Source organism: Paenibacillus sp. IHB B 3084, assembly GCF_001447315.1.
Lineage (GTDB): Bacteria > Bacillota > Bacilli > Paenibacillales > Paenibacillaceae > Paenibacillus.
Genome location: NZ_CP013203.1, coordinates 3,007,434 through 3,027,874 on the forward strand (window position 1 = coordinate 3,007,434; position 20,441 = coordinate 3,027,874).

The window sequence follows — 20,441 nt, forward strand, 5'->3', positions numbered from 1 at the left end:
CCGCAAGGAGCTACCCATGAAGAAAACATACTTGTATTGGCTGCTGCTGCCAGGTCTGCTCTTTCTGGCGGTGTTCATGGTCATTCCGATTGTGTTGACGATCGGCTCGACCTTCGTACAGAACAGCTCATTCACCCTAGAAGGCTATCTCCATTTCTTCAAGGACCCTTATTTTCTGAAAATATTGCTGACTACGCTGGAAGTCAGTGTCGTTACGACGCTCGTATGTGTACTGCTCGGCTTCCCGACAGCTTATTATATTTCGCAAAAGGCCCCGCGCCGTAAAGGGGTTTTGCTGGCCTTGGCTATCTTTCCCTTACTGACCAGTCCGGTGGTGCGGTCATTTAGCTGGATGGTCATTTTGGGTCGTAAAGGGCTGTTGAATAATGTGCTCATCGATTTAGGACTCGTTGATGAGCCGCTGAATATTTTGTATACTCCGGCGGCAATGATTATTGGTTTGGTTCATTTGTTTCTACCACTGATGATTATTTCACTGATTGGTGTACTCGAAAATATCGACGGTGATCTTGTCCATGCGGCTCAAAGTCTCGGTGCATCACGTTTCAGTGCATTCCGTAAAATTGTGTTTCCGCTGTCTGTACCGGGTCTGATTATCGGAAGCATTCTCGTTTTCGTGGGCAGCCTGACGGCTTATACGACACCAGCACTACTTGGAGGAAAACAGCGCGTCATTGCTACATTTTTGTATCAAAATGCGATGACGCTGAATGACTGGTTTCTCGCCTCCGTTATTGCAACGATTATGATTGTCATTACATTTATCGTGGTCGGTCTCTTAAATAAGGCGGCCCATAAACTCAATCAGAAGGGGTAGGTGGATATGCGGGAGAAACATTACGGACTAGGCTTCTTTAGCCTGCTGGTCTTCGTCTTTCTGCTCGGTCCGCTGTTGATCATATCGGTCACTTCTTTCGAGCCGGGCACGGTATTAAAATTTCCTCCGCAGGGTTTTTCCTTGCGCTGGTATCAAAATATTTTTGAAGTAGACCTGTTTATGTCCACGTTCAAAACGTCGATTGTCGTCTCTCTGCTGGGTAACATTTTGGCGCTGCTGATCGGCATGCCTGCCGCTTATGCGCTTAGTCGTTTTTCGTTTCACGGGAAGGATGCGCTAAATGCCTTGTTCCTCTCCCCGCTGCTCATACCGGGTATTGTGCTGGGCTTTACACTGCTGCGTTATCTGATCATTGTTTATCATTTGCCGGTATACGCAGGACTGTTGATCGGACATACGGTGATTATGCTGCCGTTCATTATAAGGGTCATTGCGTCCAGCTTGTCCAACTTTGATTTTGCGATTGAGGAAGCAGCGCTCAGCTTGGGAGCTGGACGGCTGGAAACCTTTTTCAAGGTGGTTCTGCCCAACATCCGCTCAGGTATTATTGCGGCTATCCTGATTGCCTTTCTGGAATCATTCAACAATGTCGACATTTCCGTCTTCATGACAGGACCGGGCTTCAGCACCCTGCCCATTCAAATGCTGACCTACGTCGAAAATTATTTTGACCCGACGATTGCAGCGATTTCGGTAATGCTGATGATATTGACCGGTATTCTGATGTTCTTGATTGAACGACTGATGGGATTGTCTTACTTCACTAAAAGGTAATGGAGGCTTCAACGATATGGCACTGCTTACTCTGGATCGCGTATCGGTCGCTTATGACAATCAACTGATCTTGCAGGATTTCGATTTGCAGCTCGAACGGGGGCAATTGCTCTCGCTGCTCGGACCGAGTGGATGTGGCAAAACGACCACGCTTCGTCTGATTGCAGGATTTCTCGAAGCTAAACAAGGAACATTTTTGTTTGGCGATAAGGATTACACTCGGGTTCCGGTGAATAAACGGAATTTCGGTTTTGTATTCCAAAGCTATGCGCTTTTCCCGCATTTGTCCGTTTTTGATAATGTTGCCTTTGGCCTGCGGTTGCGCAAGGTGAAGGAAGATGATGTAAAACGCCGTGTTATGGCTATGCTGGATACGGTCAGTCTGGGGGGCTTTGAAAAGCGGTTCCCCGGTGAATTGTCCGGTGGACAGCGTCAGCGTGTTGCGATTGCGCGGGCACTTGTGATTGAACCCGACCTGCTGTTGTTCGACGAACCGCTGAGCAATCTGGACGCGAACCTGCGTGTGAATATGCGTGTGGAAATTCGCCGTATTCAACAGGAATTGGGGATTACCACCGTATACGTATCGCATGATCAGGAGGAATGTTTTTCGATTTCTGACCGGGTTGCGATTATGAACAAGGGGAATATCGAGCAGTTGGATGCGCCATCGACGATTTTTAAATATCCAACCACCGAATTTGTCGCCCGTTTTATTGGATTCAATAATTTCCTGTCCTTTGACGAGCGTGCTGAGGAGGGGGAACGAATTCGTCTGAGTACAAGCGATCTTTCGTTCAGTGTGGCCCGTAATCAGGGTACAGTCCAGCCGGGTGCCCGTCAGGGGGCTATTCGTCCGGATGATTTGGTTATTCGCACAGAAGGCAATGAGACGGGGGAAAATGAGCTTCCCGGCATCATTAAAGTGAGCACCTACCTGGGACGTAGCTATCAGTATGTGATAGAAACGGCGAAAGGAAGCTTCACCGCCAATCAGGAGATGGACACGCCGTACCTGAGCGGTCAACGGGTTACGCTGCATTTTCCGGCAGATAAAATGGTGCTGGTCCAATAATCAGCGGGTTCAATGAAGGAGATACATCATGCGTGCAGACAAAATGATTTTACAAGTAAAAGTGTATAACAGCTATTACAAGACGTTCGAGGAAGGCAATGTTGCTATACTTGACGGAAAGTTTATGTATATCGGTCAGCGCGGTCTGGAGTCGTTTGAAGTGAATGAAATTGTGGAAGGGCACGGGAAATATATGATTCCCGGCCTGATCGACATTCATCTGCATATCGAGAGTACAATGGTGACACCGGCAACCTTTTCCTATGGGCTCATTCGCAACGGTGTAACGACGATTGTACCGGAACCGCACGAAATGGCGAATGTTTTCGGATTGGAAGGCATCCAGGAAATGATGACGGCCAGCAAGGAGTGCGTAGCTGATATGTTCTATGGCATTCCAAGCTCTGTCCCGGCAACACCTCTGGAGACCTCGGGTGGGGAGATTGATATTCCTGAGATTGATGCACTGTTGCAAACCGGTGAGATGATCTGCCTGGGTGAAATTATGAACTATGTGGATGTGATTCGTGACCCGGAGAGCAAGACCAATCGCATTTTACGTCATGTTCGTGAACATTACCCGGAGCTGATCATTGAAGGGCATACGCCGCAGTTGCTTGATCTGGACCTGCATCAGTTGATCTATGCGGGAATTGGCTCGGACCATACCCACCAAAGCATTGAAGGCATGAAGGCGCGTATGGCTGCGGGGATGTTCATCGAGATTCAGGAAAAATCCATGACCCCTGAAGTGATGGAGTATTTGATTCAGGAAGACGTGGCGCAGCATTTTTGCTTTGTAACGGACGATGTGATGCCGGATTCCTTCGTAGAGCGTGGGCATCTGAACCATATTGTAAGCAAAGCAATCGGGATGGGCATGAAGCCTGAGGATGCGATCTATGCAGCTACGTTCACGCCTGCGACACGGATGCGTATGCACGACCGGGGCACGATAGCGCCAGGGAAAATAGCTGATTTTGTATTGTTGTCCGACCTGAACCATCTTGAAGTAGAACGGGTGTACAAGGATGGGCAAAAGGTATTCGATAAATTTGAGGAGTATCATCAAGAGTCGTTAAGCTGCCGTTTTCCACCTCATTTTTACCAAAGTGTAAAGCTGAAGCCACTCACGGAGCAGGATTTTACTGTAGAGCTGGATGTAGCGGATGGTACGCATCATTGCCGTATTATGATGGTGAAGGACGGATCGACCTTTACGAGCGAACGAATTGCACCTGAGCAAGTGGCGAATGGTGAGCTGATGTGGGAACAGAGTGAACACGGGCTTATCGCTACTTTTGAGCGGTATGGCAAGAATGGTAACCGGGCCTATGGTTTGATCGGGGGAGACACGATTAAGCGCGGGGCGGTGGCAACCACGTATTCGCACGATAACCATAACTTGCTGGTCGTGGGGCATAGCAAGCAGGATATGATATTGGCGGCGAATACAGTTCTTTCCAGTCAAGGCGGCTTTTGCGTAGTTGAAAATGGCAAGGTGCTGTCCCATCTGCCGTTAACCGTAGGCGGGATTTTAACAGAAGGACCGCTGGAAATGGTAGCGGCCCACGTGAAGGAGCTGCGTTCTGCCTTGCTGTCGCTCGGCTACCGCCATTACAATCCAATCATGTCGCTGAGCACTCATTCTTTGCCAGTCAGCCCGGCTTTGAAAATTACGGATCACGGTCTGATTGATGTAAACGCAGGCAAGGTTGTACCCTTGATTGTGGACCCTTCGGAGATAAAAGAATAATAGTAGAGCCGACCCTCTTACGGGTCGGCTCTTTTTTGAGTGGTTAGGGTTATGGTTGAAGTGATTTTACTTCACCTACTGATAACCCGGATGCTTTAGTGATAATATCTATATCTACGCCCAAACGGAGCATATTTCGTGCAATTTCAGCCTGGCTTTCGGCTTTCCCTTCGGCTTTCCCTTCGGCTTTCCCTTCGGCTTTGCCTTCCGCCTTACCTTCTTCTTTTGCTCCTTCAATCATGGATGCCTCATCGTGTAAATATCGTTGTCTTGCTTCATATTGAAGACGGGCTTCCCGATCCTGACTTAGAAATTCCAAGGTGTTCATCGCTTTTTTCAGTACAGGCTCGTTCATGGTCAGCACCTCCCATTGTGATGGATTCGCTCCTTTTAGAAACAAAAGCCAGTTTACTAATTATATAAGATGATCTTAAAAAGTTACCTATAGTGCCACTCCGCAGACAGATGGTGCTTCCCATCGCCACCGCCCCCGGATTTCCGGAACAAAGTTTATAATCAGGGGAGAAATCCGGGGACAAAAGCGACCGCTTCGCTTGTACAGCACCATTCTATCTACTCCGTTTTCTATGTGAATTTTCAAGTTCATCTTATATTATTATATATATCGGTATTTCGATCAGTGGTATTTTTCCAAAAGAGAATATTTTCTTATTGTGCTCACTTATGAATACGTTTAGTTTCACCTTGGCCAGCTAAATTTTAATTATGTGAACTTTTTTTAAATCCTAATGCGTGAATTACAATGCCAGCAATATAAGCCAGCATCGTTATATCTATTAATTTATTAATACAAAAATGGAAGAACTCAACTATTTGGAAATGTGCCAGTTCTTTTGCTGATTTATCCAGTTCGATAATGACAGGAGTTGTGGGCATTGGTACAGCAAAATGTAAACAAAATGCATAATAGAATGTTTGGATGTAATAGGGAATTATTTTAGCATAATATTCGAGAATGTTTGTATAGTTGTGAAAGTTTTGTATATTGCTTGTTGAAAAGGAGAAATACAAAAGTGAAAAAGTTATGTCAGCAAAGATAATTATTATAAACACCTTGAAAAATAACTTGGAAATTTGAAAATTGCTCATTTCCTTTACTTGGATACTCATAGCATCTTTTTGTATTAATTTTATTAAAAAATTTATTATGAACACTGTTAATATTAATGAGAATATTAACGCTCCAAAATTTATTAAAACATTATTGAATGAACTAACTATAGCTAATGTAACTGAATTTTCAGGATAGTTTTTTACGAAAAAAATGAGAAAAGTTATAAAGAAAAAAAAGTAAACAGCAAATCCTAAAATCCAAATTGTAAGTTTTAGTATCACAGCAAGTAACTCAGGAAAGCTTTCTACTTTTTCTGTAAGAAATTTTTCGAATTTCTCACCTATTTTTTAAAAGACCAAAACGAAATAATAGATAAGGTAACTAAACCTATTATGAAATAAGAAACTACCATGTACATTAAAGTTGGTATCAGTATTAGTGTCAGTATTACATAAGCTATATAGCTTTTAATTGCCTTCGTACTGATAAAATAAGCCGTTATTAATATGTACGAAGCTAATAAAGAAACAATCTTAGCACCAATATTATAGTTTAACATAAAAATAAGATAGCAAAATGATATTGGAATTATAAGCAGGATATGTTTACTCCATAAATTTTCAAACTTCTTAATATACTTTCTAATCATAAATAAATTCTCCTAAAAAACTATTTGGAATATAACAAAAATAATTCATGTAAGAAATCTTGGAGCAAAAGCCAATGGAAACACCCAACCTATGTAAAAATCAGGGGATAAGGCGCGGTTACTACACTTGTCCAGCATTTTTCTGCCTACTCCGCTTCTTTCTATGTTCAGTTTTAAGTTCAAAACGTAAAGAAAAAGATCTTTGCGAGAATAAAGAAGATCTTCCATTTATATCATTTATTCTATTATACCATGTCATCCAGTGATCAAGCACATATTGAGCAGCACTTTGGCAAGCCAGATTTTTTAACGTCAATAACCAGGAACGAGAAAATCGTGTAGTTGGGTGATCACATCCAATTTTCCCCGTGTGGTAGGGTTCATGAGTATATAAAGGAGATATATTCTGAACTGGTGCTTTAGCAGACAAAATTAACATCTTCTATACTCGTATTGATGTAACCTATGTATAACGCGTTGACGGCTTGCAGGGATAAAGACTACATTTAGGCTGATATATACTATAAATATTCCGATAAGATTTTTTGGTTTTAATTTTATGCAGCCTGTAGTTAACAAAGCAAAGGAGAGTGTTCAATAATGACTCGTGCTTTTGATGATCTTGTAGTGCCGGACGCGTTGGAAACGGATTTAATTACATTTCGACGGGAATTGCATCGTTACCCGGAAGTTTTGTTTGAGGTGGAACGGACGGCTGCGTACATAGCGGAGCTTCTCCAAAGCTGGGGGCTGGAGGTGCAGACAGGAGTCGGGAAGCATTTTGGTAAGGGAGTTGTCGGTATATTGCGCGGGACACAGGCCGGGGATACGGTGCTACTGCGTGCGGATATAGATGCTTTGCCTGTAACAGAGCAAAACACCGCCGATTATATCTCCATGATCCCCGGAGTCATGCACGCGTGCGGGCATGATGCACATACGGCGATGCTGTTGGGAGCCGCTCAGGTGCTTAGTCATAATCGAGATCAGGTTCGAGGTACGATTAAGTTTGTTTTTCAGCCAGCAGAGGAGGGGGCGTTGGTGTCTCCCCTGGATGGCAGGCTGATTAGTGGAGGAAGGGATATGATCGAGGATGGTGTCCTGGAGGATGTAAAGACAGTATTTGCCATGCACGTATGGCCTGATTTCCCTGTAGGGACGATTGGATTTCATCCGCACACGGCTATGGCCGCTTCTTCTCATTTTACAATCCGGTTTGCCGGACTTTCGGGACATCACAGCACGCCCCATCTTTCCTCAGATGCTATAATTATGGTCGCTCAATTTATCACGGATATTAAAATATTTATGTCCACCGCCATCGACCCGCAGGAAGCGGCTGTCCTATCTTTCGGTACACTGCAAGCAGGCAGCGCCAAAAATGTCATCGCAGGGCACAGCGAAGTTACTGGAACCTTCCGGGCTTTTCGCACTGAGACGGTTGAACGGATCACCCAAGCGATTGCGGATCGCGCGAACAGCATTGCATCTTTACATGGCGGCTCCGCACATATTACGCAACGAACCGGAACGGTTCTTCATAATGACCCTGTGGTCGTACAAGCAGCGGTGCGCGCGGCAGAGAAAGTCTTTGGAGCGGAAAGTACGAAGCTGCTGGATACTCCCTTTTTGGCCGGGGAAGATTTTGCGCTGTACACACAGCATATTCCCGGCGTATTTGGTTTTATAGGGATAAGCACGCCAGATACACAGCAAGCATATCCGCTGCACCATCCCCAATTCGATATCGACGAACGAGCCTTGATTTTGGGTACACGAATGCATATAGAGTTTGCGTTGCAGGCATTGAACGAAGTGAAGGATAACTGAATTTTCAAAGGCTCTGACACTTCACGTAATCTTCATGATTAAGACCTGATAAGCTCTTGAAAATAACTGAGTTAGTGTTATAATTAAAACAGGATTTAGATTAAGTCTAAATTAACTACTGAGTATTTATTGGGATCACGTATGGGATTTACAGGTTAATCAAACACTAATGTCAACGGGCATTCAGGCTTCACTCCAACTATACTATTGATGATCATGAGAGGGGAATTACACATGAGTACATTAAATCACACGAACGTTCAACCTACACAAGAGGCTATTCAAGAATTGCATAAGGCTTTGAACCGTCAGGTAGCTACCTGGTCGGTGTTGTACACGAAGCTGCATTATTTCCACTGGTACGTAAAAGGACCTCATTTCTTCACACTGCATGCTAAATTTGAGGAGCTTTATAATGAAGCGACAGCTAATCTGGACACTATTGCTGAACGTTTGCTGGCTATTGGTGGCCGTCCGGCTGCTACCTTGAAGGAGCACCTACAACTGTCAGCTATTCAGGAATCCGCAGGTGAGCAGGCAGCCGAAGATATGGTAAAATCCGTGGTTGCGGATTTCAAAACCATCACGACTGAGCTGGCTAACGGCATGGAAGCAGCGGATGCGGCACATGACAAAGCGACAGAGGATCTTCTTAATGGTCTGAGAGAAACAGTGGATAAACATATCTGGATGCTTAGTGCATATTTGGGATAAGATTCCGGGAGGGATTCCCACGGATATGAAGATCAGGTGAACAAGACACTCATCCCGTTGGTTCCAGACCGCCACTGGAGTATAATGACGGATAGGCGTGAAAGACAACGGGCTCATAAGTATGGAGAACTGCCGGGATGGGGTGTACGTATGGAAGTAAAGCAACAGCTTTTGCGTGAAGCAGAACAGTTTATATATACATGTTATGAGGAGCTGGGCCGAAGCCGCGATGAAGCGGAGGCCCGGCTTCTTGATATTCGTCATGACATTGAAACTACGGGAACGTATGATCATACCTATGATGAGCTGGAACATGGGGCGCAGATGGCTTGGCGTAACAGCAATCGTTGTATCGGTCGTTTGTTTTGGGACAAGCTTCTGGTAAGGGATGCCCGCGAGGCTTCCAGTATGGCAGAAGTCGTCCATGAGCTGTGGGAACATATACGGATAGGCACAAATGACGGTAAAATCAAGCCGACGCTTACCGTGTTTCGCTCGTCCAAGCCGGGCCAACCGGATATTCGCATTTGGAATCATCAATTGATTCGATATGCTGGCTATGAGGCCGCTGAAGGGGTGATCGGGGACCCGATCTCGGTTGAATTCACAAATGCGTGCCGCCGCATGGGCTGGCAAGGAGCGATGACTCCCTTTGATGTATTGCCGCTGGTTGTGGAAGCAGGTGGACAGCCTCCTGAGCTGTTTGATATTCCCAAACATCTGGTATATGAGGTACCTATTGAACACCCGGAGCTACCAGGTTTGGCTTCGCTGGGTTTGCGTTGGTACGCCGTGCCTATGATTTCGGACATGACGCTGGAAATTGGCGGTATTATCTACACGGCAGCTCCTTTTAATGGCTGGTATATGGGGACAGAGATTGGAGCGCGTAATTTTGCCGATACCTTCCGTTATAATATGCTACCGCAGGTAGCTGAGCTGATGGGGCTGGATACTACCAGCGAAACGACATTATGGCGTGATCGGGCGCTGGTGGAGCTGAACAGTGCGGTGCTCTATTCTTTTAAAAAGCGGGAGTCAGCATTGTCGATCACCATACGGCAGCTACACAATTCCAGCTGTTTGAGGAACGGGAAGCCCAGGCGGGGCGTGCGCTCACAGGCGATTGGACATGGCTGATCCCGCCGTTATCTCCGGCGACCACGCATATTTTTCACAGTTCCTACGATAATCGGCTTGTAAAGCCGAATTTTGGAGTACAAGAGAAGCCGTATATGCCGAAGAAGCCCCAAGGCTGCCCTTTTCATTCTTAATCATGGAAAGCTTTAAGCATCGGAATCAGGTTCCAGATTATCCCATGCAACGATAAATAGGGTAGCTAATGGTGTATAATATCTTACTGTGTAATACATGAATACATTCATTATTCTATATGATTAGAGTACATTCAGCTTTTTCATATCATAAGTTTGAGGAGCGAAGCGGAGTTGGAAAGAAATCAGGCAGAGTGCATCGTCGCTGAGCTTTTGCAACGGGCTGATATAGGTGTGACGGTCAAGCTGGAGAAACGGTTTCCCGGAGGGCGGCTGATTGGGGGCAAATATGCCATGAATGCTCACGCCATTACGATGTATACAGACACGATTGAAACACAATGTATACAGATGTTCGGTAGCGTTGAACGAGTCGAGGAGTATTTTATGGTTGTGCTTGCGCATGAGATTGGGCACTCCGCTGATTCTGAGCTGCTTGACCTTTCCGATGCATTGGAGCAGGAGAGCGGGTTAGGGGCTCGACAACAGCTTGCGCTGCAAATTGAAGAAAACGCATGGAACTATGCGCTCAAATTGGTGCCGGAGATTGAGGAAACATTTATTACCGCTGTTATTGAAGAGTCTTTGGTGGCCTATCGGGTCCCGGTTATGGAGCAGTCTGACATTGCATAAGGATGATGGTCCGAGAGCCGACAGGCTCTTTTTTTGTGGCTAGATTAAACGCTTATAATTGGAACGATTCAAAGCAGCAGTTTTTTAAGCTGTGACACGCGTCCCTGAGACAGTTCGAGCATCTCGGCCAATTCTTTTTGTGAAACATTAGGATGCTCTTCCATGAGCTTTTTTAGTTTATACAGGAGTTCAGTTTGATTTCTGTAATTCCGTCTTTTCTTGGGCTGAGCAGGACGTGTTTCGCTTAAATGACTGGAAGGATTATCGCTCTTTAGCTTCTCAATACAATCACTGCATATCAGATGATCTCTGAAGTAGCTCAGGTTATCTACGGCACCGCAAAAATAACAAGATACCCCTGTGTATTTACGGATCATCAGGCCCTCGGGTGTAATAAAAAATCAAGGGCGTCTCCAATATTGATATTCATAGAATTGCGCAGCTCCTTGGGTAGCACGATGCGGCCCAGATGGTCTAATGGTCGTGTCATTCCTGTATTTTTCATTATTCATTTCCCCTTCCATAAATGCGCTTATCGGTGCAAAAATCGTAGGTTATGTATGTTGTAAAGTACAAAGCGCGTATATTGTAGTTTGAATTGTATTAGCTATGAACAAAAAAAGAAGCTCCAGCATGACGAATAATGACGTCTGCCGGAGCGTGGTACAGCCCAATGAATCTAAGATGTCGAGTCAAATTATTGTGGGTTGGTTGTCCAAATACCGGCTACTTTTAATTGAACCCGCGAAGGCAGCTTCAATGCTGCCAATGTCAGATCGGCCATATCTTGTGGCTGAAGCATGCGATCCTCGTCGCCAATCGGCAAACCCGCATTTGCCGCCAGTTCGGTATTGACCGTGCTTGGAGTTAGCGCAGTGACGCGAATGTTGGATTTGCGAACTTCCTGCATCAGCGCCTCCGTGAAGCCCATCAAAGCAAACTTGGATGCGCAATACGCCGAGCCTGTTGCAAAGCCCCGTTCCCCTGCTGTGGAGGACACATTAATAATGTTGCCGCTCTGCTGAGCAAGCATGCTTGGAAGAACCGCATGTGTGACATAATAGGTTCCCAGCAAATTCACGCGGATTATGCGTTCCCACTCTTCCGGGTCCATGTCTGCGACTGTGCCGAACGTAGCAATTCCTGCATTGTTGATCAAAATATCAACAGCGCCCAGCTCATGCTCCAGCGAGGCTACAGCCGCAGTGGCCTGTGCGCGATCAGATATATCCGCGACAGCGCTAACCACCTTCACGCCGTATGTACTCCCCAGTGAATCCTGCAGCTTTTGCAGGTCAGGTAGTGTGCGTGAGATTAGTCCCAGGTTGACGCCTTCCTTGGCCAAGGCCTCGGCAATGGCTTTACCAATGCCTTTGGTAGCGCCTGTAATAATGGCTGTTTTATTTTTAAGTTCCATCCAGTCTCCTCCTTATAGCTACATATCATAGTTGTGCATTTGGGCACATGGTATATATTATACTGTTTTCATTTCCCTGAACCAAACTTCCACTCCAGGTCGCTTATTTCGCTTTGTTGCGACCTGGAGTGGAAGGCTTCTGACAATGGTCATGATGGCCTATTTGGAAATATGAATATCGCCTGAAGTCGTTTTGACCTTTATAACGTTCACACTGCCGGGAACGGATTCGGGAGTATCTATACTTCCTGAGTCGGAGCGGACATTATAAATACCTTTAAAATCAGGAGCCTGCTTAATCCTTACATCACCGAAGTCTGAATCGACTTTCAAGTTAGCTGTGGTACGTTGTGTGATATTCGTACTACCGGAGGTCAGGGAAACTTGACCATTGCCGCTATAATCGCGAATTTTGGCATCCCCTGAAGTGAGGCGCAATTCCATATCTGCTGTAATCTGACTAGCCGTAAAATTGCCGGATGTTAACTTGGCGACCAAGCGGATACCTTGGAGGTTTGAAATCTCGGCATTGCCTGAAGTGGCTGTGATGCTTGTGTTTTGAATGGAGGCATCCTGCAGTTTTACGTTCCCCGAATGTACATCTGCCTGTAGCCCTTTCAGGGTTTCACCAGCGGGCATTTCTACTGTGATCGTTTGTTTCAACTCAGGAGAGATAGAGAAGAATGCCAGGGAAAGGGGTGGCTCAGATTGAATGGAAAGCTTACCGTTCTCAATGCGGGCATTGTGAATCTGGTCGGCTACTTGCGTCTGAACTTCTCCGCTCATGCGTATCGTGCCCTGCTCGCCGGAACCGGGAGTAAACACAATAGAGACATCATTGGAGCTATTCACTTTAAGATCCTGTAGCTGTCCACGTGTGAACGTCCATTTTTTATCAATAGCTGTTATTTCCCCCATCGCTTGTTGATTCCATGAAGCACCGTAGGCCACCATCCCGGCCACACCGATGATGATACATAGACCCGCTGCAATAAACCATTTTTATTCATGTTACTCGTTAGCTCCCCTCAAGGTAGTCTGATTCCATTTCCAGTATTGAACCGTACCTCTGACCAGAAGGTTCAGAAGGTAGCGTACTCCAGGCAGCAGTAATAGGCCAATCCCGGTCAACGTGATAACAAAAAAGAATTTAGCGGGATAAAAGTTGCCGTTCAGCGCATAATCTGTGACAGCGAGAAGCGGGGCCGCTATGAAGCTGACCGCTGCTGCGGCCAACGAAACCCATACCGCCCATAAAGAGGCTAAGACAGGAATGGAGATTAGCAAATTGAGAAACAGCAGCCCTAAGAAAGTAAATAGATTGCGTGCGAAGCTTCCCTGGCGAAGCGGAGAAGGGGAAGTATTCCAGGTTGCGTTGGGATCATCCAGCGCTTCGCGAGCGATATCCTCGGGGTTGCCCAGTTCACTGGCAATTTCGGCCTCACTTTTTCCATTCACCAACCCATAGTCAAAATGCTGACTTAAATCACCAAGCAGCTCATTACGTTCCTCTGCGGGGAGAGGCGAGAGACGTTGCTCCACCTCTGTAAGAAACTGTTTTTTATTCATCGGGATTTCCTTCCTCCAGTAGGCTTGCGACATGATGGACAAATTCATTCCATTCCCGTGTAAGTATTCTCGTGTAATTGCTGCCTGCATCAGTCAGTCGATAATATTTACGCGGGGGTCCCTCGGTCGATTCCTGTAAATAAGTTGTACAGTATCCCTCTGATACCAGACGGCGAAGCAGCGGATATAAAGCTCCTTCGGCTACTTCGATATGACGTGAGACGGCCTGAGCCAGTTCGTAGCCGTAACGGTCCCTGCGCCCAATTAAAACAAGAACGCACAGTTCCAGCACCCCTTTTTTGAACTGGATGTTTACATTCACGAGCGGTGCTCCTTTCCTGGATGTTATCGTTGCTTCATAGGTGCCGTTTGGAGTATGGGGGAGAAATGTGTGCTTGAGCATAAATTAGTTCAGGTACTAATCATAAATCAGTAGTCAGGTATAATTTAACATCATGTACTGATTAATGCAAGGTACTAAAATTTTAAAAAATAAATCTACGGGCTCATTTCAGGAGTTTTCTTTTGCTTTTAGAGTCAATGAGATAGCGAATGCTGTTGAAAAAAGTAGTTTTATTTAGAAATACGCCGAATCCTGGGGGGATTTACGGAAAGGGGCCCGCTTTAATTTCATCCATTAGGATGTTAAATTGTAAAATAAAAGGATCCATAGAGTTGAAGATCATTTCTTATGAAAAGGATGGGGCAAAGGATGAATTGGGAACGCTGGTATATGGAGCTGGATCAGGATGATGAGACTTGGGATGTATCGGAGGAAATCGTGCTTCGGGGCGCGATGCAGCTCCATTTTTGCGGACAGAAGTCGGAGGTGGAGATAGAGTTTATGGTGTCCGCCGATTCTGAGGAAGAAGCGCAGGCCATAAGAGAGCCTAAGCAGGATCAAAAAAAGACATGGGAGCAATATATGGCACATGGGTCCGACATTCACCCTCATGTGCTGGAAGCGATACATCATTACTATGCAGGTATAGTAGAAAAGTACCGGAACGCTTATATCTCGTGGGGAGAAAATCCGGATGAATATGCGCCCTGCGTGAAGGATTCGGCACAATTACTGGAACGGCTACAGCTCGTGTCTATACTGGTTCCTGACTCATCAGAAGAGGATGAGCTGTACTTGAATTTTAGCTGTTCATGGGATAGAGAGCATGGCTTGGGTGTGCATCTGAAGCAGGGACAACCCGAGCATATTCAAGGAGCTTATACATTATATGATTTGGAATAGAATCCCCTTCCGGCTTGCAGGGATAAAAGGGGCCAGGAAGGGGACAGGTATAGAAATTAGCTGGATACAGTCAACGAATCTCTGGCAGCTTGAGCGGCCAGCACCATTTGCCGCAATGCAGCTACAGATTCATCCTTGGTGCGGGTTTTCAGGCCGCAGTCTGGATTGACCCAAAATAAATCGGAAGGCAGTACGCGCAGGGCGCGCTGGATCATACTCAGCATTTCCGATACATCGGGAATGCGCGGACTGTGGATATCGTATACGCCCAGACCAATGCCTTTGTCATACACCTGATCCTCAAAGCTGACAATCAGTTCTCCGTGGCTTCGCGAGGTTTCAATAGAAATAACGTCGGCATCCATATCGGAGATGGATTGGATCATATCCTGAAATTCGGAATAGCACATATGCGTATGGATTTGGGTGGCGGGTTCGACAGTGGCAGTGGTCACAAGGAAGGCTTGAACCGCCCACTCCAGATAGGCCTGCTGCTGTTCCTTTTTCAGCGGAAGCCCTTCACGGATCGCCGGTTCATCCACCTGAATCATACCAATCCCCGCTTGTTCCAGTGCTTCTACCTCAGCTCGCAGAGCCAGTGCTAACTGTAAAGCGACCTGACTGCGAGGAATATCATTCCGTTCGAAGGACCAGTTTAAAATCGTTACCGGACCTGTCAGCATCCCTTTGACTGGCTTGGAGGTCAACGATTGGGCGAAGGCCGTTTCTTCCACGGTCATCGGTTGATCGAACGACACGTCTCCGTATATAATCGGTGGCTTGACACAACGGGAGCCGTAGGACTGCACCCACCCGTTTTGTGTAAAGGCAAAGCCTTTCAGCTTTTCGCCAAAAAACTCAACCATGTCGGTTCGCTCAAATTCCCCGTGTACGAGCACATCAATGCCAATGTCCTCCTGAATATCAATCCATTCTTTGATTTGCTGCTGAATGAATGTCCGGTACTGCTCGGCAGACCATTCCCCTCTGCGATAGTGCAGGCGGGCTTTGCGAACCTCAGCCGTTTGCGGGAAACTGCCAATCGTCGTCGTAGGCAGTGGAGGCAGCTTCAGCTTGTCCTGCTGAATCACACGACGCCCAGCGAAGGGAACGCTGCGTGACTGCGGCTCTTTCGCCAGTAGAGCCGCCATATCGGCCGCGGTCTGTACTCGTGCCGCCGAGCTGTTGAAGCGAGCTACCGCGTCCGCACTCTGCTCAAGTTTGGCAAGTGCCGAGGGTTCGCGTTTGCCAAGCGCAGCGGTCAAAGCTGCGATTTCTTCCAGCTTTTCATCGGCAAAGGCCAGCGCTTGCACCAGGTCTGGGTCCAGCTTATGCTCTGCTTCCAGACTGACCGGCACATGCAGCAGACTGCATGATGGCTGTACGATGAGCTGGGCGGCGGTTGTCTGTTTCGCCAGCTGTCCAAGCAGCACAGCTACGTCGTTCAGATCGGAGCGCCATATATTGCGCCCGTCAATAACACCAGCGGCCAGCGTTTTGCCTGCGGGGAAGCCATGCCGGAGCACATGTTGAAGGTTTTCGCCATCATCATGTACAAAATCCATACCTAATCCCTGTACCGGGAGCGTGGACAGGTGCTCATAATGATCCAGACTGCCAAAGTAGGTTTGCAGCACGATATTTAAGGATGGAGCAGCCTCGGCCAAAGCTTCATAAGCCTCCTGAATAATGTCCAAATCCTCTGCCGGGAATGAGGTGGTCAGGACAGGCTCATCCACCTGCACCCACTGAACGCCTTCCGCAGCCAGCTCAGACAGGACGCGGGCGTACAGTGGCAGGAAGCTTCGTACAATGGCGGCCAAATCCTTACGATCATAGCCTTTGGACAGGGCAACGAACGAATAAGGACCGATCATGACGGGTTTACCCTCAATGCCCAACTCCTGTTTCGCTTCACGATAAGCCTGCAACGGCTTATTCTCCGTGAACACCGGGGTTGCATTCGCCAATTCCGGTACGATGTAATGGTAATTGGTATTCAGCCATTTGGTCATTTCACTGGCGGTGGCACCCTTTTGTCCACGGGCTATCCCGAAATAGACGGATAGGGTAACAGGTCCCTCGAGACGGTAGTTGAACCGTTCCGGCACCAGACCGAACATCACGGATGTATCCAGCATGTGATCGTAATAGGAAAAGTCTCCGACTGGAATTCGATCAATTCCCTTGTCACGCTGCTTGCTCAGATGCTCCAACCGCAATCGTTTCATCTCGATATGCAGTTCACTTTCATCCATGCTGCCTTTCCAGAAGCGTTCCAGTGCTTTCTTCCATTCCCGGTTCCCGCCGATACGCGGATATCCCAGGTTACTGCTGATCAAGCCGGGCAATTCAGGCAATTCAGGCAATTCGGTAAATGACATGTACTTTTCCTTCCAGGCTGGTAGCCAGTTTATTTTTGCGTACAAAAAAAGACATTCCTCCCCGGGGTAAAAATGAATAGGGGAAAGAATGCCTCCGTTATTTAAAAATAAAAATTCGGCGACGGCTCTTAACACCTCCCTATCTCCCGTAGGTACTTGCGATGTTGTTGAAATAGGCAGGTCTCCTGACTTACGAATCATGACTTTCAGCGCTCCTTCCCGGTCTGTGGACCAGTGGGTGTATCAACAGCTGAAAATTCCCCGTTTACAGTGGCGGGACCGCGCCGGACTTGCACCGGCTTCCCTTTTAAGCCTGAACTGAATAGAACAGACACCTATCTCCAAGCTATGCGATTATGGTATGACGAATAATTATGCACTCGTATACTTGTTCACCATCATAAGTGAAACTTGCGGGATGCGCAATAGAAACTCCGTTTGAACCTGCAATGAAACGATTAAGTTCATGGAAGCACATTCAAGTTTATTAAAAGCGTTCTGCTCATCAGTACGCTATCCCGTGTTCCCGATCTGAAGCACCTTGAAGCATCGCCCTTGTCAATTACACGCAAAAAAAAGACAAGTCCTCCCATAGGGAAAGGACTCGTCTTAAGGCATAACAACTCATGCGAGTATAACATCGCCTCAGGCTAATGTAACGATAGATCCTGCCAGAATGCTGGCCTTCACATCAACCAGTCGCTGATTGCGGCTGCCTCGGAAGGGAAGGGTCAGATCCTTTTGCTGTTCTACAAAGGGACCATCCACAACCACATCGCACAGCAGTGCCAACTCCCGCCGGGCCTGATCCGTAAGTAGTTCTTCGTAGACAAAGCCCGTATAGGCCCACACGGTTCGGTCAGGGCAGGCTGCGCGGAAGTCGCGCACAAACTGCGAGCATTCCGCTGCCGAGAAAAAGGGGTCTCCTCCGCAAAGAGTTAACCCGTCCAGCAATGGATTATCGGCGATGTCACGGATAACCTCCTGCTGCCGCCCCGGTGTGAACGGTTCGCCTGTACGGAAGCTCCAGGATGCCGGATTGAAGCAGCCGGGGCAGGCATGGCGGCAACCGCTAATGAACACAACGGTGCGCAGGCCGTGTCCTTCGTTCAGAGATTCCGGAATGTAGCCGCATAAATTCACCGATGCTTCACCCGGTCACGTACCTCGGCTTGTTTTGCGGCGTTGAACCGGACGGTATAATCACCTGTCAGATATCCGGTTACCCGGCGCAAGCGCTGAAAATGCGTATGTTCCTCATCAGCACCGCAATGGGGACAGCTTGTCCCGATAATGCCCTCGTAGCCGCATTCCGGGCAGCGATCTACGGGATGATTAATGGAGAAGTACCCAATGTTTTGATGAAGCGCATATTGTACAATTTTAAGAAACGCCTCCGGGTTATTCCGCGCATTGCCATCCAGCTCAATGTACGAAATCGCGCCAGCGTTGCACAGGTTATGAAATGGGGCTTCGAGGCTGATTTTACGGGCAGCCGGAAGCGTGTAATACACAGGAATGTGAAAAGAATTCGTGTAATATTCACGATCATTCACACCGGGAATGACACCGAAATCCCGCTGATCCAGCAACGTGAATTTACCGGATAGACCCTCGGCAGGCGTAGCGAACAGCGTAATGTTCAGGTTATGCAATTCACTCATCCGATCGCAGTAGACACGCATGGAAGCTATGATTCGCTGCGCCTCGCGGTATACAGCGTCATCCTCCCCGTGGTGTTTGCCGTACAGTGCCTTCATGCACTCAGCTAACCCGATAAATCCGATGGAAAGCGTACCGTGCTTGAGTACGCTACCTACCTGTTCATCCGGCTCCAGCTTTTCTCCGCCTTCCCATACCCCTTCGCGCATCATAAAGTCTGAGGCCTTGGCCGGCTGGCTGGTCTGTATATGATAGCGATGGATCAGTCCGTCCACGGCAATACGCAAAACCTCTTCCAGTCTGGTATCAAAGCCATCCCGGTCAGGTGCCTTGCGCTTGCCTGTGCAAATGCCGTATTCAATGCCAAGACGCACCAGATTAATCGTATTGAATGAGAGATTACCCTTGCCGCTCTGACAGTTTCTGCCGAAACGGTCAGCAATGGTGCGGGTGCGGCAGCCCATCGTCGCAATAATGGTATCCGGATCATCTGCGCGGTAATAGGGCAGGTTGAAGGTAGCATCCACATTGACAAAATTGGGATACATTCGTCTGCTGGAGCATTCTACCGCCCGCAAGAACAAATCGTAATTGACGTCGCCCTCTGCCTGGTTGATTCCCTTTTTGCATTGGAAAATATGCTGTGGAAAAATAGGAGTTTCCCCGCTGCCCAAGCCACGAATAGTGGCCTCCAGCAATGATTGCGTAACAAGCCGCCCTTCAGCAGAAGTACACATCCCGTAATTCAGTGAGGTGAACGGAATTTGTCCGCCTGCCCGACTGCTCATGGTATTCAGGTTATGAATAAGGGATTCAGCGGCCTGGCGGGTCTCCGTCTCCGTTTCTTCACGTGCGAATGCGTATGAACGAGGGCAGACCTCATGTAATAGGCTGTTGGCTATATGTAATTCTTCATCAGGCAGAGCGGGCTCTATTTCTTCTCCGAACAGGCGGAGTCCCTTACGCAGATGCTTCCGGAAAGACCGGGCCACGAATGGAGCGAGATCCCAATCTATTTTATTAGCAGAAACGCCTCCAAATTGGCTGTTTTGCTGAGACTGGAATATGATTGCCACCAGTGCCATAGCAGACATAATGGTTTGCGGTGTGCGCACAGAGCCGTTGCCTGTATTAAAACCGTCTTGCAACAAGCGACCAAAAGGAATAAAGATACAGTTCGTAGTCCCGAGCGCATATTGGTCCAAATCGTGAACATATACATATCCACGGTCAATCGCGTCCGTCAGTTCAGGCGGAAGCACACGCAGGCGTGCATACCACTTGGCATACTCGGAACCGAGCTTGCTCATTTTGCCGCTGAACGATTCTCCATTCAAATTTGCATTCTCCCGTAGCATGTCCAAATCCTGTGCCCCAATGACCCGTTCGCCGATGTCATATAATTGATGTTCCTCCAACACCTTCATCGCAAAACCCTCCATATAGTAAAATATATATTATTCTCCCAAAAACAATATATTGACGATATCGTGTACTAACCAATTGTTTAAGTCTATATATTGT

General features: G+C 47.3%; 16 protein-coding genes, 3 pseudogenes and 1 riboswitch. Of the genes and pseudogenes, 9 read left to right on the forward strand and 10 right to left on the reverse strand.

Going from position 1 to position 20,441, the window contains the following annotated elements; translation table 11 throughout:
- Positions 1–16: 16 nt before the first annotated feature.
- Genes ASL14_RS14125 through ASL14_RS14140 form a run of 4 tightly spaced genes read left to right on the forward strand, consistent with a single transcriptional unit; the run spans position 17 to position 4,464 of the window.
- Positions 17–838 carry an ABC transporter permease gene (locus ASL14_RS14125; RefSeq protein WP_134912052.1) on the forward strand — a complete coding sequence of 274 codons (822 nt, stop codon included), beginning with the start codon at positions 17–19 and terminating at the stop codon, positions 836–838.
- A gap of 6 nt (positions 839–844) precedes the next feature.
- The gene (locus ASL14_RS14130) at positions 845–1,633 is read left to right on the forward strand and encodes an ABC transporter permease (protein ID WP_044644351.1); all 789 of its coding nucleotides are present in this window, start codon (positions 845–847) and stop codon (positions 1,631–1,633) included.
- Positions 1,634–1,649: 16 nt separating this feature from the next.
- Positions 1,650–2,708 (forward strand): ABC transporter ATP-binding protein, encoded by a 1,059-nt coding sequence (locus tag ASL14_RS14135; RefSeq protein WP_134912053.1) that lies wholly within the window; start codon positions 1,650–1,652, stop codon positions 2,706–2,708.
- A gap of 28 nt (positions 2,709–2,736) precedes the next feature.
- Positions 2,737–4,464, forward strand: a complete 1,728-nt coding sequence (locus tag ASL14_RS14140; RefSeq protein ID WP_134912054.1) for an adenine deaminase C-terminal domain-containing protein — start codon at positions 2,737–2,739, stop codon at positions 4,462–4,464.
- Between the two features lie 49 nt (positions 4,465–4,513).
- On the opposite strand, the pseudogene ASL14_RS14145 reads toward ASL14_RS14140, so the two are convergent.
- Both ASL14_RS14145 and ASL14_RS27395 read right to left on the reverse strand, forming a co-directional pair.
- Positions 4,514–4,879 (reverse strand): annotated as a pseudogene (locus tag ASL14_RS14145) (Rpn family recombination-promoting nuclease/putative transposase); the annotation flags it as partial.
- 1,430 nt (positions 4,880–6,309) lie between these two features.
- Positions 6,310–6,618, reverse strand: a complete 309-nt coding sequence (locus ASL14_RS27395; RefSeq protein WP_134912056.1) for a hypothetical protein — start codon at positions 6,616–6,618, stop codon at positions 6,310–6,312.
- A gap of 170 nt (positions 6,619–6,788) precedes the next feature.
- Between ASL14_RS27395 and ASL14_RS14155 the strand changes: the two genes are divergently transcribed.
- From ASL14_RS14155 to ASL14_RS14170, 4 genes and pseudogenes are all read left to right on the forward strand, one after another.
- Positions 6,789–8,018, forward strand: a complete 1,230-nt coding sequence (locus tag ASL14_RS14155) for a M20 metallopeptidase family protein (RefSeq protein ID WP_134912057.1) — start codon at positions 6,789–6,791, stop codon at positions 8,016–8,018.
- Between the two features lie 234 nt (positions 8,019–8,252).
- Positions 8,253–8,732, forward strand: a complete 480-nt coding sequence (locus tag ASL14_RS14160; protein ID WP_134912058.1) for a Dps family protein — start codon at positions 8,253–8,255, stop codon at positions 8,730–8,732.
- A gap of 150 nt (positions 8,733–8,882) precedes the next feature.
- A pseudogene (locus ASL14_RS14165) lies at positions 8,883–10,006 on the forward strand (nitric oxide synthase oxygenase).
- A 174-nt stretch (positions 10,007–10,180) separates the two neighbouring features.
- Entirely contained in the window at positions 10,181–10,639 is a 459-nt protein-coding gene (locus ASL14_RS14170; protein WP_134912059.1) for a hypothetical protein, read from the forward strand.
- 68 nt (positions 10,640–10,707) lie between these two features.
- Here ASL14_RS14170 and ASL14_RS14175 read toward each other — a convergent pair.
- The 5 genes and pseudogenes from ASL14_RS14175 to ASL14_RS14195 form a co-directional block, all read right to left on the reverse strand.
- Positions 10,708–11,144, reverse strand: a pseudogene (locus tag ASL14_RS14175) (AbrB/MazE/SpoVT family DNA-binding domain-containing protein).
- Between the two features lie 192 nt (positions 11,145–11,336).
- A complete protein-coding gene (locus ASL14_RS14180; RefSeq protein WP_134912060.1) occupies positions 11,337–12,056 on the reverse strand; it encodes a 3-ketoacyl-ACP reductase in 720 nt (239 codons plus the stop codon).
- 159 nt (positions 12,057–12,215) lie between these two features.
- Complete coding sequence (locus ASL14_RS14185; protein ID WP_134912061.1) at positions 12,216–13,010, reverse strand: DUF4097 family beta strand repeat-containing protein; 795 nt, start codon at positions 13,008–13,010, stop codon at positions 12,216–12,218.
- A 57-nt stretch (positions 13,011–13,067) separates the two neighbouring features.
- Positions 13,068–13,625: a DUF1700 domain-containing protein gene (locus ASL14_RS14190; RefSeq protein ID WP_134912062.1), complete on the reverse strand. Its 558-nt coding sequence runs from the start codon at positions 13,623–13,625 to the stop codon at positions 13,068–13,070.
- Positions 13,618–13,947, reverse strand: a complete 330-nt coding sequence (locus ASL14_RS14195) for a PadR family transcriptional regulator (protein ID WP_014278596.1) — start codon at positions 13,945–13,947, stop codon at positions 13,618–13,620. The genes ASL14_RS14190 and ASL14_RS14195 overlap by 8 nt, the downstream gene beginning before the upstream one ends.
- Positions 13,948–14,337: 390 nt before the next feature.
- Here ASL14_RS14195 and ASL14_RS14200 point away from each other — a divergent pair, with 390 nt between their 5' ends.
- A complete protein-coding gene (locus tag ASL14_RS14200) occupies positions 14,338–14,871 on the forward strand; it encodes a DUF6985 domain-containing protein (protein WP_134912063.1) in 534 nt (177 codons plus the stop codon).
- A gap of 56 nt (positions 14,872–14,927) precedes the next feature.
- Here the strand turns inward: ASL14_RS14200 and metE are convergent, their stop codons facing one another.
- The 3 genes from metE to ASL14_RS14215 all read right to left on the reverse strand — a co-directional run bounded on the left by metE (position 14,928) and on the right by ASL14_RS14215 (position 20,344).
- Entirely contained in the window at positions 14,928–17,255 is a 2,328-nt protein-coding gene (gene metE / locus ASL14_RS14205; protein ID WP_134914549.1) for a 5-methyltetrahydropteroyltriglutamate--homocysteine S-methyltransferase, read from the reverse strand.
- 158 nt (positions 17,256–17,413) lie between these two features.
- Positions 17,414–17,609, reverse strand: a riboswitch (cobalamin riboswitch).
- Positions 17,610–17,900: 291 nt separating this feature from the next.
- The gene (nrdG, locus tag ASL14_RS14210) at positions 17,901–18,398 is read right to left on the reverse strand and encodes an anaerobic ribonucleoside-triphosphate reductase activating protein (protein WP_134912064.1); all 498 of its coding nucleotides are present in this window, start codon (positions 18,396–18,398) and stop codon (positions 17,901–17,903) included.
- Complete coding sequence (locus tag ASL14_RS14215; protein WP_134912065.1) at positions 18,395–20,344, reverse strand: anaerobic ribonucleoside triphosphate reductase; 1,950 nt, start codon at positions 20,342–20,344, stop codon at positions 18,395–18,397. The genes nrdG and ASL14_RS14215 overlap by 4 nt, the downstream gene beginning before the upstream one ends.
- Positions 20,345–20,441 lie beyond the last annotated feature (97 nt).